Here is a 16,113-nt window from a genome sequence, read left to right on the forward strand (position 1 = left end):
TTAAAAAAAGAGACTATTCCCAGTAAATTATCTAAAAACTTGCCTTATGCAAAGCGAAAATGAAATATGTATTGATAAATTCGTAAGACGCTAAGGGCTTGCTACCGACCATCGAATGCTATGCGGTGTGTACCGATGGATGGAGACAGTTCATTGCGAGTCTAAAACTATATTTAGAAACGGGTAAGGGCACCCCATTTCATTCAGCAGATTGAGCGCATACAAATACTTTTTTGTAATTTAACTTCATCTATTACATTGCAATCCATCGGGGTGACTTCTAAATTTTGTGCGGGCATTGATTCTTTGTTCATCGCGACGGATTGAATTTATAAACGGGTTGAATTTATAATAAGAGGGAGCTTATTAAAATGAAAATAAGGGTGTTTAAATCTGCTGGAATTTTTATTGTCACCATCTTTGTTTGCCTGCAGGGCTGTATAAATGATGATGGCACGGGTAAAGGTGGGTACTACAATAATACTATTGCTGGTTCTGCTCAGTTCGACTCGCTTGTACACTATTCAAAATCGATTGATCTTTACCAAATTGGAGCATTGCAAGACCAGAAAACTAAATCCCAACAGGATGAGTTTTTGTTGTCTGTGCTAGGGGATAATCAGGTTGACACGGTTATTCTCAACAGGTTGGAAGAAGTTGGTTATGTGAAAACGCTGATTGATAGATCTCATTATGAAGTTATAGATTCATTATTTTTTCGCAAGACTAGACAAGAGGATATAGATAGTCCATGTATACATGAATTTCGAGATGTCCTGGTTTTTTATAGGAATAAAAAATGTGTTGGGCTAGCTAAGATTTGTTTTGATTGCAAAGCGATCGTTCCTTGGGGGGAAGGAACCCCGTTTAATGGTTTTGGTGATTGGTCTGATTATGACAAATTACATTCCGTATTACGATTGGAAGCGATGCCCTAGCGTATTAAGATCTAGACAGTAAGATGTCTTCCAGATCAGCTAGATTCGCAATGCCTTTTTTTACAATGATTTCTTTTCCAAACTGTGGTTGATAATAAGATAAAATACCCCCTTTATTTTCTTTTATTTTTACTGTTCCTTCCTGATAATATTCGCCCTTAATCCTTGCCCATACTTCCATAATAGTTTGATGACAAAAACGCACATCTTTATTGAGCTCTTGATGTGATTTAGGGTTTATTTTTATATAAAATCTTCCATCGTTGATCTTGAGTTCTGCTGTAAAATCAGTTTGCAATTTGAGAAATGGGTGACCGTCTGACAATGGTTTCCCCTGTAAGCTCTGTTCAGCTTTTTCCCACCAGAAACCTTTGGCAATGACTTCTACAAATTCGTCATGAAAGGAAAAATAATAATGGCTATAGTCTGTCAGCATTTCTTCCACTGAATTGCCCCAGTCATACGACTGACCATAGTGGTTTTTTTCATAATGATATCTTTCCATCAGCCATTTGGAGTTTTCAACCCTATAAACCCAGGTGCCAGACTCAAAGTCTTCCCAGTTTTTTCTGGGGTCATGATATGGAGGAATTTCCCCACGGCAGATTTTGATTCCATCCATCTTTTGTATGGTGATTCTACCAAACTGTTCATCCTCCGTTTCAAAGCAGATAGAAGTTCCATTTTCATCGTATAAAACAGTGGGACTCAGTACCAGATCCGCGGTGATGGGTACTTTAATTACTTGGATATAGGAGATATGCTCAGCCATAAATATTTTTTTCAGATTTCTAAAAAGATTTTCAATGTTTACCTCCCTATTTCCTGCATTCACCGAGTTTTTAGAGCTGTTGACCTAAAGTCCATCGGCCAGAGAGCTTTTTTGTTATAATTTTGATTCAACAGATTAGAAGAACGAACCGTCGTTAGTATAGATATAGATAACGGTACTGGAGATAACTTCATCGCAAATAAAGGAAAATTATTTAGATGTGAAGTGAATCTCACAAGATTAATATGAAAAATTGACCAGGATTTAATTTACGGTTTTACCAAGACAGATCTCGTGTCCTTAGTCGATAACGGCAAAATTGGAAAGTGTCCAGATCTGTAAATGCATGCAAATAAGACAAAAAGTTAAAAACTAGTGGTGAGTCAAGTTAGCTCATAGCCTGACTACTAGTGAATCATAAGTTTATAAGTTTAGTTTAGAAGCCACGTCGTGAGATGTGGCTTTTTTGTAGGTTTTTAATCGACAACCTGGATAGGTTCTTTTTTTACAATTTTATCATTCGAATTTTTGAATTCGAGCATATACTTTCCCGGTCTTAAATAAAGTTGTTCCGCTGGTTTTTTTATAAAAATCTGATCGGCTGGTATGCGGTGCCCCGTTTTTTCGTTTGCATAGAAGGCCTGTACAAAAAGTCCTTGCTCTTTTTTTCTGGTCCGCAATGTGACAGCTTTTCGCAGTCCGCCGACCGTTAAATAGGTTGGTCGTTTATCCGGCACCAAATAGCGAGGGTAAAATATAGAAATATCAACAAATTTATCATGCCATGCGGTATCATTTTTCAAGGCAACAACGGGATCATTGAACGAACCAAATTTATGTACTGTCCGAAATTCAGCAGTTTCTAGCTCAGGATGATATTGTTCGATATGTTTGCTTTGTGAGATCGTTAAAGGATCAATATTGGTCATTTCTCTAAAAAAATGTGCCATTTTTTTCCATTTGTTCTGAGTCTCTTCCTGTATGTGATCATAGCCCGCGTAAACAAGTATTTTAGCGTCAGGATCGTTTTTTAGAACGCTGGCTAAGTTGGCCGCTTGCAACGAATCCCGCATTCGCGGAGTTGCCGTATTTTCGTCGGCTTCATATTTTATTAATACAAAGTGCTGCTGTAGTGCTTCACGGATCATTTCTGCAAACAGTGGCTCGCGACTGTAGAACCCTGTTGTGTCCGTAACCTGTTGAGTTGTATTTATGCTATCATCCAATAGTGTTTCAATAGCGAGATATTTAAAGCCTAGTTGACGATATCCCTTTAATAATTGTAAGACAAAAGCGCGGTGATATGGAATATTGTGCGCTTCATTGATCATGACAACCTGCTCTCTTTTTGATCGTTGCAAAATGTAGTTTTTGGCGTCAACAAATTGATGCTGTTTGTAAAAAATAGTATCATAGGTGATCTTATATTCGGAGATCCATTGGGCATATTGTTGATCCCAATAGAACCGTGATCTTTCATAATCTCCGAGAGCAGCATGGTGTGAGGACAATAGCTGATAGAAAAGAGGCTTGGCCCTATCTTCCATACTGTCCACGGCAAGTTTATTGAGTTCCTGTACGACAAACTGGTAGTTCTCGGGATGATTATTGGCGATCTGATCATGTAATGCAAATAATTTATTTATTGTGAGCTGTCCATAGCTCCACTGACCAGTTATAATGAATAATAAAATCAGATAAATTTTCATAACTAATGTTTTAGTTTTATATAACTAAGATATTAGTTATAAACTGGATTTCAAAACCATGCTGCTATTTTACCTATTCAACTCAAGACAAACCCATGAATTCTTTTAGCAAAAAAGGACGCCGAGAATTAGTTTTTGAAAAGAAGTCTGTAGGGGGGCGGTTGTCATTCTTATTTATTGAACAAAAGCTCAGTGCCCTTAATAGCAAACGCGTACTTTATAAAGCTTCAATGTCGGTATATGTACTTTTTGATTCGGACTGGTTGCATATATATTAAATGTCCACCAGCTTTCTTCCGCTTTGGTGTATACGAGACGGTTTGTTTTTGCATTCCAGTTGACAGATTTTATATGATGTGTATCGGCCAAAGGAATGAATGGATCAAATTTCCGTTCATTTATGGAAAAAATAGCCACAGCATCTGTAGAGGAAACCAGAAGACGATCGTCGTCTATTAAGGAAAGATCGTGTCCGCCCAGTCCAGGGATTTTTATCGTATTGACGAGAGTTAAACTGTTTTTAGCCTCCGTCAATCTATACGTTCGCAGATCGTCATATCCAAGTACAAATAGTTGCTGTAATTTGTTGTTCCAGACTACGCCATGTCCCGAATAGAGGCTGTCTTTGTAGATTGGTTTTTCCGGCTGCTCCAATCGATAAAGCTCCAAAGAATTTCCTTTGGGATGGGTTGAGTTTGCCACAGCCACAAGGTGACCGGGCAATAGGTCCGCTGAATGAGCCATAGGTGTTTTTGCATAGAACTCAATTTTCTTATCGGCGATATTTAATAAGCAGGTTGCTCCCGTGGATGATGTAATCAGGATCTTTTTATTCGCAAACACTGGTTTGCATTCATCTATTGACTTAAAATAGTTGCTATATTCCTCCGGTATCTGATCCGCGCTTTCTTTGAACTGCCATTTCCAGATCACTGCTGAACTATCTGAGCTGATTGACGGATTAATAATAAGCACCTTGTCATCCCCGCATGCGATCCAGTATCCTTTGGGAATCTGGGGCAATTGTTGGCCATTGGTCAGTCTAGGTAAGATTATGATCGCCCATAACAGGAAGGTATAAAGTGTTTTAACCGCTTTCATTTTTCGCTCAGTTTTAAATTCGTATTTAAAGTTAACCACATAAGTTGTTTGAAAACGAATATGATCATAAAAATAGTTAGCTTTATTTATAATCATTGAGATGCTAAATATGAAAGAGACTTATTTTTTGTGTCTGAAGCCATATACAAGTGATATTTTGTTAATAGAATCTTGTTGGAACGAAATTATTGCATCATATTCTGATCAGCGAAGGAGCTATCATACGTTGACGCACCTACAGCATTTTAGTGATCAGCTGAATTTTTGCAAAAATCAATTGTCAGATTATTCCACAGCATATTTGGCAATGATCTATCATGACATCGTCTATTTTACGATCGATGGTACGAATGAAGAAAAGAGTGCAATCGTAGCTGTGAGCCATCTAAATAAATTAGACTACCCAGCATATTTAATTAGCCTGTGCAGCGAGATGATATTAGCCACAAAGACTCATGCCGGCAATAGTTCTTCTGATATAAATTACTTTATAGATGCTGATATGTCAATACTGGGGGCAGATTGGGGATCTTATGAAAAATATGCCGCTGGCATTCGTAAAGAATATGGAGATTCTATTTATTTTGATCGTGGACGGAAACAGATTCTGCAACATTTTCTCAATATGGAAAGGATCTTTAAAACGGATTTATTTTTTGATAAATATGAACAACAAGCACGTATAAATATCCAAGGGGAGATTGACAACTTAAGCTGAAGCTCCTATCTCTACGTTATTCGCCTTCCCATTTTTGCCATTCACCGAGTTTTCCAGTTCATTTGTCTAAAGTCCATAGGCTAGCGAGGTATCGTGTTGTAATTTTGAATCAACAAATAAAAATAGATAACAGATCCAATAAACACAATATGAAAACGCTAGTAAAAACATTCGCCACAATAGCCTTAATCGCAGTAACTACTTTGACTATGGCAACGGAAAAAATAACCAGAAAATCAGAAAAAGCTTTAGTAAATCTTTCTACGCCAGAATTTGCGCTTGATCATTATGTTGCGGTGGCTACAGAGGGCGAATCAGCAGGAATAGAGCAATTATTTACCGACGATTTTAATCGGAAGATTCAATCTAAAACCGCACTAACAAATAGCCGTGGTGAGGTAATCAAATTGTTCAAAAAACAAAGAGGAGAGAAGTTGAACTGTAATGTGAGTGCACAAATCATTGAAAAGTCAGCAGATTATATGGTTGCAAAAGTAACCATGAAATTTGAGAATTTCACGATGACAGACCTCGTAACTTTGGTCCGTGAAGGCGATAGCTGGAAAGTGGCCAAATCTATTAATTCGTATAAATAAGAAGGTTGTTTAAAATAATATATATATGTTGGAGAGCCATATTGCAAGATGTGGCTTTTTATGTTTAAGATAGTTTCCTTTTTTTCATAAACTGGTGCTTTTTACAATAATTGAATTGCTCTTTACACACTTTCTAATGTATGGGTGATCAACAGCAGTTTCGATTAGAAGATATTGATCCGTTAATATGGCTTGTTATTGACTACGCAGTTAGCAAACAGTCTTTTTAATCTGCTATTAATGTGCCGTGTTGGCTCAAGATCTTTCGGTTATCTTTTTCAACATCCAGGGTGATATCTGCTGCATTTTTTTCGGTAAGAATATTCCGGTATACTTTGTAATTATAATTCCTGTTTTTAAAGGTAATGACATGATTACCGCCACTTCCATTAAAATCCAGTTCGCCATTATTCAGGATGATATCAGGTTGCGCGTTTTCTTTGCTCCCGATTTTCCATGAAGCATATCGGTATTTACCGTTGGTAAGTTCGTCTATTCTGATGCGGTATTTTTTAGTTCGTATCGTATATACCGGATTTTTAAATTCCTTTAAAGAATGGTGGATATGATCCTTCTGTTGTTGGATCAATGTTTGTTTTAATTGCTTTTCAATAGGACTCTGATAGTTTACAGCCGTTATTTTTCCTAAATCGCTATCGATCCATACAGCACCATGATCAAGCATGATACCCCGCCATCCAACTTCAGTCCATTGCTCGGTTGTTGAACCGGCGATCAGATCAATAAGTGTTTGATCAAAAATCTCATGAGACCGTTGTTTAAATTCCGTTGGGTTTTTGATGTCCGGAATAGGATTTTCCCGCTTCAATGGGTATTTTATGATCGTTGAAATATCATCAAAGTTCTTTTGCTTAAATAGCGAGATAATATGGCTGATCCTGGCTTTTTTTGACGCGTCAATTTCAGTGTGCTGTGCGTAGCCAATGCTATAAGCCAGTAGTAATATAATTAAAAAACTGAATTTCATCCTTTGTTTCCCGTATGTATGCCGTTATGAATTTACTGAATTATATTAGTTGATCAAAAAGCACTTTCTGGCTCCGTTTTATTTATTCCATAAACAACAATATCTAAATTATCCCGATCGATTTTATCTGGTAACAGTTTAAAACCCACTCGTTCGAGAAGTCTCCGGGATGCTGTGTTTTCGCGATGTGTATGTGCTTCAATAACTTCAAAGCCTGCTTTATTGAAAGCGTAATCTAGCATGGCTTTTACAGCTTCGCTCATCAATCCTTTACCCTGAAATTCTGGCAGCAGCTCATAACCTATTTCTGCATAATTTATACTTCTGTCGATATTCCATAAGGTGATTGTTCCAATAAATTCATTCCGATCAAGGGTACGGATCGTGAAGTAAAAATTATTTTTTATGACGAGCGCTATAAACTGTCTGATGTCGTCGAGATTTTTATTGACATCTCTCTGAATATACTTAGCAACTTGCGGATTGGTTCTGAGATGATATAGATCTTGAAGGTCGGATAGTTCGATGGGTTTCAGTAATATCTTGTCAGTTAGTATTTTAGTTTCCATGTCAAGTCGGTTTATAACGAATAAAGTTAGTATAAATAGTATGACAAATGCTAATTCACATTGATTTTATTCCAGGGAGTCTGCTACGGATAGTCAACAATCATATCTGAACTGTTGATAAAATTGCAGTAAGAGAAGTTACTCGGATCGGAAGAGCCTTCATGTTCTTATAAGCGCCAACAGCCATGAAAGTCAACTGAAGGTTCTTTCTGACCAATAGAAAACAGACACTTTCAGAAAAAACATAGGCCTATGAGATACTATAAGCCAAAAAGAATACTAGATTTCTGAAGTTGTCAAGCCATATTTTTCTTTGAATGACGAATAGAAATGGCTGAGGTTTTCAAAACCGATGTCCAAATAGAAGCTTGTTGGTTTTTGTTGTTTGTATTTGATCAGATAATAAGCTTCTTCCAAACGTCTATTCTTGAGCCATAATTTCGGACTGCAGTGAAAAAGTTCGGCAAAATCACGCTTGAATGCCGATATACTGCGTCCAGTAAGTTTTGCAAATGATTCTATTGGAACATTGAACATATAATTGTTATTCATAAATTCTTCCAGATCAATTTTATATGCTTCAGTGAAATCAAATAGGATATATTTTAAGTCAGGGTTACTATCAAGTAGGAGCTCGATGGCCTCCCTGACTTTGATATCCGCAAGCCTCGGCGTAGCTTGCTTTGTTTTATTTATATATGGAGCAAGCGAAATAAAATAACTGGAGAGGAACTCATTGGGCTCAAAGAATAATTTTTGTTTTCCTCCATATGGACTTTCTATGACAATTTTATTCTCAAAAGCGTAGCGCCTTAAGCATTCTTTGTCCAATGTTATTGCAATGAAATTATACTTTCCTGATTTTGAGGGGTATTTTATTGTGCGGACAAGCTGATTTTTCCTGACCAGTACAACCATGTTTTCACGGATAATAGTAAATCCCTGCTCATGAAAAGCATGTGTTTCACCTGCAAGTTGAAAGCCCAAGAAATGATCCGGATAGAATTCCTCGGATCCTCTATGTTTTTCAAACGCACAGGAATATACCAATCTATCGAATATTATTTCGCGGGTTGCAGCCATGATACAAATATCATTAAATTAAAGAATTATCTGACTACCGGCGCTTGCAATTTCCTTATCCTGTTCGGGAGTTCCGCCGGAGCAGCCGATAGCTCCAATAGGATTACCTTCTGCATCTCTTATGACTATTCCACCGGGTATCGTCAGCAAGCCCTCGTTGGAGTTGATCATTCCATAGAAGTGTATTTCCGCTCCTGCAATAATACTGCCCATTACGTCGCTGTCTACGCCAAACATGATTGCAGTCTTAGCCTTTTTTAGTGCGAAATCGATTACACCAAAGACACTGTCTAGCCTTGCGAGGGCCATGAGATGTCCGCCCTTATCTACAATTGCTATGCTAACCGGAATCCCTATTTCGTTTGCTTTTGCAATAGATGCATTCAATATTTGGGTTGCCTGACTATAGATTATATTCATATTCTGTCTTTTTTGAGAAGAGCACAGCAGCTAGCTGTGCTCATGGAGTATTGTTGATTAATTAACTTTTTGCTGCCCATGCTTCCATCTGAAGCTGTTTTACAAAATCTTCGGTTTCCTTCGGATAAACATTTCTAAAATTGGAATTCTCGTCCAGTGCCACATTTACGATACAGTCGGCCATCCCTTGTGGATCCAACTGATTACTCAACGAATCCGCAATACCATCAAATACGGAGGCTGGTGTAAAATTGATCTCGGGATCGTACCAGCGGAATATACTTTCTACGCCACGATCATTGAATCCTGTGTCAAATATGCCGGGGTTACATGTTGCGATCTTGATGTCAAAGTCCGCCAGCTCGGTTTTCAATCCTTCTGCAATTGATTCCATCGCATGTTTTGATGCACAATAAGCCGCAACATAGGGCACCGTCCAAAGACCGCCCATAGAGGTGGTGAATACGATCTTGCCGGGTTTTTTCTGTTCAATAAATTTTTTGATAAATCCCTGTGCAAGTGTAAGACCCCCGAATACATTGACATCAAACATACTGCGGATCAGATCTATGGGCTGTTCAGCGATAGGGCCACCCTCCATGATACCAGCATTGCTGATGAGAATGTCTATATCATATTTTTTGTGAATATAGGCTAGATCCCGCGAGTTGGTCACATCCAATTTATCAACGATAAGCTGGATTCCTCTTTCATTGGCCTCGCGTATCAAGTCGCTAACCTGGGGATAAACTTGTGCCGTGGCAATTACTTCGTAGCCTTTGCTTGCCAGGTCAAAAGCGGTAATTTTTCCAAAACCGCTCGCGGCTCCTGTAATTAAAATTGTTTTGCTCATTTTTTTATCTAAATGGTTTAGTCTAAAATTACAGGAGTTTACAGCTCGTAAGTATTTCTGTACGGTTCAATTTTATATTGCCCAATGGCCCATCAATGAGATTAACTATCTTTCATTTCCTTGATTCTTCATATTTGTCCTGATTTAATTTCCCAGTTTCCACTATTTACCGAGTTTTCAGAAACGGAAGCTGTTAATGTGTTCGTTTAAGGCTACTTCACGAGACCTGGCTTTTTCTGTTTATTAAGGGAACAAGTTGAATATTTCTTTCTAAATAATACCTATTTAACAGGTATATTATTCGAACTTAAATCGGACTTTATACGCTTTTATCCGGATAAGGTCCGAATGAGGTCCCTATAAAGTCCCTATAAGCTCCCTATTAAAGTACCAGATAATATGAACCAATTCACAAGGTGTTCCCTCCATATCTTCAGTCAAAGGTTAATCCGTAATATCTATTTGAAAGAGTAGAAAAAAGCAAATGTCCCATCATTTTTTTATTTTCTTTTGGAATAAGCAAAACCGTTTTAGTTTTTTTATATTTGTTTTATCCGATCTTATGGAATATCAATAAAAGCAGGAGACCTGTTGGAAACTTAATTTATCGGCATGCCAACACGATTTTATTATCGGGTTTTATGTCGATAATTAATTTATTGAGTGTGACCTCAGACGGATAATGGATAACCAAATACGATAAAGCTATAGCGTTTTTTACTTTTCAACGAAGGGGATAGTTCTTGCTGTTTTGTCATAACGATGATAGAAAGGTCTGGGATTTGGTGATTCATTTTTTTTATTTTCACCGGAGTGACAATGTATAAACCGAGATATGATCATATTGAAGAAAAGGAGATGCTGTTGGCCTTGCGTTCGGGCTGCCAAACGGCTTTTCGCCAGATTTATACCTTGTATAGCGGTCGGATCTTTCTCAACATTCGTAAAATGGTTAAATCCGAACAGGATGCCGCTGAGCTTTTACAGGAAGTTTTTATAAAAGTATGGGATAAGCGGGAACTGATTGATCCCGAACAGTCTTTTCGATCCTACCTGTTTCAGATTGCTAAATACACCGTATATAATTTTATCCGTAAAAATAACCTGGAGAAGCAGGTTCAAGCCTACCTTAGTCTCCACAATACACAGTTATACAGCCATGTGGAGGAACAATTAGACGAAAAGCAGGACGAGCAGTGGCTGTCCCAAACGATAGAGCAGCTTCCGCCCCAACGGAGACTGATCTACAGGCTATGTAAGATCGAAGGCAAAAGCTATGCTGAGGTAAGCACTTTGTTAAGAATATCGACTTCTACAATCAATGACCACATCGTAAAAGCGACGAAGTATATCAAAGAAAGACACGCGATTTTGGATAAGCCTACGCTGTTGATAGCCTCTTTTATCCTACTCCAGCATCATTAAGCCTTGTTATTTTCTTTAAGCTGAAAAAATATAAAATAAAATTGCGACGGGAGCAGATGATCCTTGCTTCTGAAGTGTATTAGCTAAAAAGAGGATAACCAATTGTGGAAAAAGAAATACTTCAATATACTTTAAGACAGTATATACATGGGGAGCTCAGTGAGGAAGATTCCCGCGCCTTTCTGTCTTATATAAAATCTGGCGAGGACCGAATGCTGCTACAGGAGCTGATCCAGGAAGTGCTGGATGATCCGGTTGATCAGAACCTGCTTCAGGATCCCGAGGTCCTGTTGGTATTGGATAATACATGGGAACAGCTCCATGCGCAGATGAATAAACCTCAAGTGAAATCTTTCTGGTCATGGAAACGTATTGCTGCTGTTGCAGCTACCGTTATTGGGATATCCTTTGCTGGCTGGTGGTTTTATGACGGGACCGATAATACCGTAGCTCGGCAAACGCAGCGTGAAAAATTGATATCACCAGGCATGCAGTCTGCGACCTTAACCCTTGCAAATGGCAAACAGGTTCGTCTACAGGAAATCATGGATGGACAGATTGCAGCTGAAATGGGGATCAAAATCTCTAAAAGTAGTGATGGACTGTTGATTTACGAAGTGGACAAAAATGCGGACGGTGGAGCCGGCAATCATATCTTATCAACCACTGAAGGAGAAACCTATCGGATTAAACTGCCGGATGGCACGCAGGTATGGCTCAATGCAGCTTCATCCCTTAAGTATCCGATTCGGTTTGCGCTTCAGGGTAAAAGGGAAGTGGAATTGACCGGAGAGGCCTTTTTTGAGGTAGCAAAAGATCCTAAACACCCTTTTATTGTCAAGGCTTCCGGTCAGCAGATCAAGGTATTGGGTACCCATTTTAATGTAAATAGCTATACCGATGAACCGGCCTTACGGACGACCCTCTTGGAAGGTAGTGTCGAAGTATCTTCCAGCAACCAAAAATTGCGCTTGCTCCCCGGACAACAGTCCAGTCTCAATGCCAAAGGTATACTTCAGATACAACAGGTGGATACAGCTCCGATTATTGCCTGGACCAATCATGAATTTATGTTTGATCAGGATGATATCGAAAGTGTAATGCGCAAAATAGCACGCTGGTATAAAGTGGATGTCGTCTATCAGGGAAAAAAGACAAGCGAAAAATTCGGGGGCGGGATCTCCCGTTTTGATGATGTAAAGCAAGTCTTGAAAATGCTTGAAAATACGGGGGCAGTCCATTTTCGGATTGAAGGGAAAACCCTGTATGTTCTTCCTTAATTATATTGTAAATAATTGAATTATAAACACCTAAAGAAGATAAACCGATGAATAGAACTATACAAAACGAATAGTCACAATGGTGGACTACAAGAGAGCAACCAGGATCCCGGGGGATCTGGTTGCTGTTTGGGACAATTAAATTTTAACTATCCAATATGCACTATATTTCTGTTTTGGACGACTCGAATATAGTGCAAATCAAACCTTGCAAATGTATCAAAATTATATCAGAAAAAAGGTGATAGCGTATTTGCTATTCCGTAAACTATGGCTTATTATGCGATTGACGACCATAATTATCTTGGTTACTTTTATGCAGGTTAGCGCTTCGACTTTTGCACAAAAGGTAACATTGGAATACTCCAATATGAGCCTTAAAAGAATATTTAAGGAGCTCAAGTCACAGACAGGCTACAATTTTCTTTATACAGAACGGCAGATGTCTGCAGCCAAACCTGTCCATATAAAAGTTAAAGACCGTCTGTTGTCCGATGTATTGGTCCAGATTTTTGCCGATCAGCCGCTGTCCTATCAGCTGGATAACAAGACTGTCGTCATTCGTGACAAACCCCGGTCTGCGGTTCCAAGCTCGTCAGAACAGCCTCTGGCGGTTACGGTTCAGACAGCGATCAAGGGGCGGGTGACCAATGAACGAGGTGAACCGTTGGCCAACGTTTCTGTTCGCGTCAAAGGAAATGCATCTTCTGGAACCTCCACCGCTGCTGATGGTAGTTTTACGATCAGCAACCTTTCTCCAAAATCCACATTGATTTTTTCCTCTGTCGGATATGACTTGCAGCAAGTGGAGCTTGCAGCGATGTCTACGGAACAGCTGGGACAGTTGCATATACAGATGAAAGGCAGCAATAGCCAGCTGGAGGAAGTGATCGTGATCGGATATGGTACCACCACCCGGCAGCGTGTTGTTGGTGCTGTGGACCAGATCGGCGCAAAGACCTTTGAGGACCGACCCGTCGGCAACGTCACACAGGCTCTTCAGGGGGCTTCTCCAAGTTTGACCATTCAACAAAAAAGCATGGATCCAAACGATAACGCAATGAACATCAATATCCGGGGAATATCTACGGTAAATAGCAATGCCCCTTTGGTGGTGATCGACGGAATCATCACCGAAGGCGGAACGCTCAACAAGATCAATCCCGACGATATCGAAACAGTATCAGTGCTCAAAGATGCGGGATCCACCGCCATTTATGGTTCGCGGTCGGCAAATGGGGTAATCCTAGTAACTACCAAAAAGGGGCGTCAAAATCAGAAACCCTCGGTTGCGCTTGGGACACAGTGGGGAGTGCAACAACCCAAAATTTTATTTTCTCCCGTTGCGGGCTATGAAAATGCGACCTTACGTAACCTCGCGCTCACCAATTCGGGCATGGATCCACAATTTTCGCCGGCAGCAATTGCTGATCTGTATGCCCATCAGGATATGGAGAAATGGAATCTGCCGGAAATCATGCAAAATTCGTTTCAGCAAAAATATAATATCAGCGTTACGGGCGGAGGTGAGAAAAGTTCTTATTTATTTTCAGGAGGCTTTTATAACCAGCCCAGCAATTTTGTTGGACAGAATTTTGGGATAAAACGTTATAATCTGCGGACCAACCTCAGTACCGAAATCGGACGTTTTAAACTGACTTCGATTTTAGCCTATACACGCAACAACAATATGAGCAATACCGCCGGAAGTGCCATTATTAATGCTTCCCGCCTCCCTTCTTATTATTACTATCGCATGCAGGCCGATAATGGAAAATATCTGGTCAATAATGCCCTGACAGATCAAAATCCACTGGCTGAACTCAATGAAGGTGGATATATTAAACATGATAATGACTATTTTAACATCAATCTGAATCTCGAGGCAAAACTGTTCGACGGTTTGAAACTGCGTGGTATTTTTGGTGCAGATATTTATGCCGACCACCGCTTTATCAGACGGATCCAGGTACCGCTATATGCTACGCCGGATGCATTGCAGCCACAGGTCTTTGTCAATTCGGACCGCAATACTGAGGATTTTAACGAAAAAGCCTCTTTGCTGAATTTTCAGTTGCTATTGGATTACGACAAGACCTTCGGCAGCCATCATGTTTCCGGTTTGATCGGAGCATCCAATGAATCCTATACACGGAGGCAGAACGAACTTAAAATGAAGTTTACCGATCCTGTACTGGGGACACCGACCACGGGCACAGTTATCGACCCCGTCAGTGCCCGGGTTACACCTAATGGAACTTTACAGAATAGTATCAATTCGATCTTCGGTCGTGCCGGATATGATTTTGAGAGCAAGTATTTTGCCGAATTCAGCTTTCGCTATGATGGATCATCCAAGTTCTCCAAAGCCAACCGTTGGGGATTCTTTCCTTCCGGATCACTTGGATGGCGGGCATCGGAGGAACAGTTTATGAACTGGTATAAGGAACATGTCGGTGGCCTCAAGATCCGCTCTAACTATGGCGTACTGGGAAATCAGGCCGTGGACGACTATTCGTATTACTTTACGTATGAATCCTATCCCAATAGCTATGGATTTAACAACAAACCAGTAGCCGCCGCGGGATTCAAATACGCCAGTTTGGATTTACGCTGGGAGAAAACCTATAATTTCAATGTGGGCCTGGATGCTACCTTTTTCCAGGATAAGCTGACGGCAAGTTTTGATTATTTTAAGAAGCGTACAGTCGATATCCTAATGGCACCACAGATTCCATCTGCATTCGGAACCACATTGAAAAATCAAAATCTGGGCGAAATGAACAATGAGGGCTGGGAAATTAACCTGGCCTACCGCATTGCGACCGGCGAGTTTCAGCATCAGATCAATGCTAATATGGGCGACAGCCACAATAAGATTGTCTCGATGCCGGGAGATGACCGGATTTCAACCGTAGATAACATTACCAAACTGACGCGCGTCGGTCTACCATACAATTCCTATTATGGCTACAAGATGGCCGGACTCTTCCAGAATATTTCGGATATAGAGACTTCCGCTTTGCCAAGTGGCATCACAGCGGCAGATCTGCGTCCTGGAGATGTCAAATATGTAGATCGTAATAACGACGGAATAATCGATGCACGGGACAGGTTTGTGCTTGGGAATGGTTTTCCCCGGTTTACATTTGGCCTGACCTATAACCTCAGCTACCGGAATTTTGATTTTAGCATGTTCTGGCAAGGGGTTGGTAAACGGGATATGATGATCCGCGGTGAATTGATCGAACCCTTTCACCAGAATTATTCTTATGCCATTTATCAGCATCAACTTGACTACTGGACACCGACAAATATTGATGGCCAATGGCCCAGACTTACTGCAAATGGATCTACAGCATCCACCAACAACTTTGGAAAGGACTCCGATCTCTATCTTTTCAATGGGAAGTATGTTCGTCTGAAAAATCTGCAAATAGGATATACATTACCAAAGCATGTTATTTCCAGATTAGGCTTACAACGTGTACGCTTTTTTGTCAATGCCCAGAATTTGCTGACTTTGAGCAAAAATTCCTGGATAGACCCGGAGTCCTCCGAATTTGATTCCAACATGGGCGGATCTGCCAATAGCGCCCGCAATTATCCGACATTGAAATATTATGGCGGGGGATTAAATATTCAATTCTAACGATTTATG

At 39.9% G+C, this 16,113-nt stretch carries 14 protein-coding genes; 6 read left to right on the forward strand and 8 right to left on the reverse strand.

The window, feature by feature from the left end:
- Positions 1-371 precede the first annotated feature (371 nt).
- The gene (locus BWD42_RS22200) at positions 372-938 is read left to right on the forward strand and encodes a hypothetical protein (RefSeq protein WP_077438604.1); all 567 of its coding nucleotides are present in this window, start codon (positions 372-374) and stop codon (positions 936-938) included.
- A 4-nt stretch (positions 939-942) separates the two neighbouring features.
- Here the strand turns inward: BWD42_RS22200 and BWD42_RS22205 are convergent, their stop codons facing one another.
- The 3 genes from BWD42_RS22205 to BWD42_RS22215 form a co-directional block, all read right to left on the reverse strand.
- A complete protein-coding gene (locus BWD42_RS22205) occupies positions 943-1,710 on the reverse strand; it encodes a hypothetical protein (protein ID WP_139351252.1) in 768 nt (255 codons plus the stop codon).
- 476 nt (positions 1,711-2,186) lie between these two features.
- Complete coding sequence (locus tag BWD42_RS22210; protein WP_077438606.1) at positions 2,187-3,419, reverse strand: hypothetical protein; 1,233 nt, start codon at positions 3,417-3,419, stop codon at positions 2,187-2,189.
- Positions 3,420-3,617: 198 nt separating this feature from the next.
- Positions 3,618-4,520 (reverse strand): DUF6528 family protein, encoded by a 903-nt coding sequence (locus BWD42_RS22215; RefSeq protein WP_217700116.1) that lies wholly within the window; start codon positions 4,518-4,520, stop codon positions 3,618-3,620.
- A 109-nt stretch (positions 4,521-4,629) separates the two neighbouring features.
- On the opposite strand from BWD42_RS22215, the gene BWD42_RS22220 reads away from it, so the two are divergent.
- The gene (locus BWD42_RS22220) at positions 4,630-5,238 is read left to right on the forward strand and encodes a hypothetical protein (protein ID WP_077438607.1); all 609 of its coding nucleotides are present in this window, start codon (positions 4,630-4,632) and stop codon (positions 5,236-5,238) included.
- Positions 5,239-5,387: 149 nt separating this feature from the next.
- Positions 5,388-5,834, forward strand: a complete 447-nt coding sequence (locus BWD42_RS22225) for a nuclear transport factor 2 family protein (RefSeq protein ID WP_077438608.1) — start codon at positions 5,388-5,390, stop codon at positions 5,832-5,834.
- Positions 5,835-6,060: 226 nt separating this feature from the next.
- On the opposite strand, the gene BWD42_RS22230 is transcribed toward BWD42_RS22225, so the two are convergent.
- The 5 genes from BWD42_RS22230 to BWD42_RS22250 all read right to left on the reverse strand — a co-directional run bounded on the left by BWD42_RS22230 (position 6,061) and on the right by BWD42_RS22250 (position 9,747).
- Positions 6,061-6,822 carry a hypothetical protein gene (locus tag BWD42_RS22230; protein ID WP_077438609.1) on the reverse strand — a complete coding sequence of 254 codons (762 nt, stop codon included), beginning with the start codon at positions 6,820-6,822 and terminating at the stop codon, positions 6,061-6,063.
- A 53-nt stretch (positions 6,823-6,875) separates the two neighbouring features.
- Entirely contained in the window at positions 6,876-7,391 is a 516-nt protein-coding gene (locus BWD42_RS22235; protein ID WP_077438610.1) for a GNAT family N-acetyltransferase, read from the reverse strand.
- Positions 7,392-7,670: 279 nt separating this feature from the next.
- Positions 7,671-8,474, reverse strand: coding sequence for a helix-turn-helix domain-containing protein (locus BWD42_RS22240; protein ID WP_077438611.1), 804 nt, complete (start codon positions 8,472-8,474; stop codon positions 7,671-7,673).
- A gap of 18 nt (positions 8,475-8,492) precedes the next feature.
- On the reverse strand, positions 8,493-8,894 hold the full coding sequence (locus BWD42_RS22245) for a GlcG/HbpS family heme-binding protein (RefSeq protein ID WP_077438612.1): 402 nt from the start codon (positions 8,892-8,894) through the stop codon (positions 8,493-8,495).
- Positions 8,895-8,955: 61 nt separating this feature from the next.
- Complete coding sequence (locus tag BWD42_RS22250; RefSeq protein WP_077438613.1) at positions 8,956-9,747, reverse strand: SDR family oxidoreductase; 792 nt, start codon at positions 9,745-9,747, stop codon at positions 8,956-8,958.
- A gap of 819 nt (positions 9,748-10,566) precedes the next feature.
- On the opposite strand from BWD42_RS22250, the gene BWD42_RS22255 reads away from it, so the two are divergent.
- The 3 genes from BWD42_RS22255 (at position 10,567) to BWD42_RS22265 (ending at position 16,104) form a co-directional block, all read left to right on the forward strand.
- A complete protein-coding gene (locus BWD42_RS22255) occupies positions 10,567-11,172 on the forward strand; it encodes an RNA polymerase sigma factor (RefSeq protein ID WP_077438614.1) in 606 nt (201 codons plus the stop codon).
- 104 nt (positions 11,173-11,276) lie between these two features.
- Positions 11,277-12,452, forward strand: a complete 1,176-nt coding sequence (locus BWD42_RS22260; RefSeq protein ID WP_077438615.1) for a FecR family protein — start codon at positions 11,277-11,279, stop codon at positions 12,450-12,452.
- Between the two features lie 214 nt (positions 12,453-12,666).
- Positions 12,667-16,104 carry a TonB-dependent receptor gene (locus BWD42_RS22265; protein WP_254846303.1) on the forward strand — a complete coding sequence of 1,146 codons (3,438 nt, stop codon included), beginning with the start codon at positions 12,667-12,669 and terminating at the stop codon, positions 16,102-16,104.
- The last annotated feature ends 9 nt before the right edge of the window (positions 16,105-16,113 follow it).

The sequence above is a fragment of the Sphingobacterium sp. CZ-UAM genome (assembly GCF_002000245.1).
Classification (GTDB): Bacteria; Bacteroidota; Bacteroidia; order Sphingobacteriales; family Sphingobacteriaceae; genus Sphingobacterium.

Bases quoted from the DNA above. Each gene is read 5' to 3' on its own strand.
- BWD42_RS22200 (WP_077438604.1), top strand. From the start codon at position 372: ATGAAAATAAGGGTGTTTAAATCTGCTGGAATTTTTATTGTCACCATC.
- BWD42_RS22205 (WP_139351252.1), bottom strand. From the start codon at position 1,710: ATGGCTGAGCATATCTCCTATATCCAAGTAATTAAAGTACCCATCACC.
- BWD42_RS22210 (WP_077438606.1), bottom strand. From the start codon at position 3,419: ATGAAAATTTATCTGATTTTATTATTCATTATAACTGGTCAGTGGAGC.
- BWD42_RS22215 (WP_217700116.1), bottom strand. From the start codon at position 4,520: ATGAAAGCGGTTAAAACACTTTATACCTTCCTGTTATGGGCGATCATA.
- BWD42_RS22220 (WP_077438607.1), top strand. From the start codon at position 4,630: ATGAAAGAGACTTATTTTTTGTGTCTGAAGCCATATACAAGTGATATT.
- BWD42_RS22225 (WP_077438608.1), top strand. From the start codon at position 5,388: ATGAAAACGCTAGTAAAAACATTCGCCACAATAGCCTTAATCGCAGTA.
- BWD42_RS22230 (WP_077438609.1), bottom strand. From the start codon at position 6,822: ATGAAATTCAGTTTTTTAATTATATTACTACTGGCTTATAGCATTGGC.
- BWD42_RS22235 (WP_077438610.1), bottom strand. From the start codon at position 7,391: ATGGAAACTAAAATACTAACTGACAAGATATTACTGAAACCCATCGAA.
- BWD42_RS22240 (WP_077438611.1), bottom strand. From the start codon at position 8,474: ATGGCTGCAACCCGCGAAATAATATTCGATAGATTGGTATATTCCTGT.
- BWD42_RS22245 (WP_077438612.1), bottom strand. From the start codon at position 8,894: ATGAATATAATCTATAGTCAGGCAACCCAAATATTGAATGCATCTATT.
- BWD42_RS22250 (WP_077438613.1), bottom strand. From the start codon at position 9,747: ATGAGCAAAACAATTTTAATTACAGGAGCCGCGAGCGGTTTTGGAAAA.
- BWD42_RS22255 (WP_077438614.1), top strand. From the start codon at position 10,567: ATGTATAAACCGAGATATGATCATATTGAAGAAAAGGAGATGCTGTTG.
- BWD42_RS22265 (WP_254846303.1), top strand. From the start codon at position 12,667: ATGTATCAAAATTATATCAGAAAAAAGGTGATAGCGTATTTGCTATTC.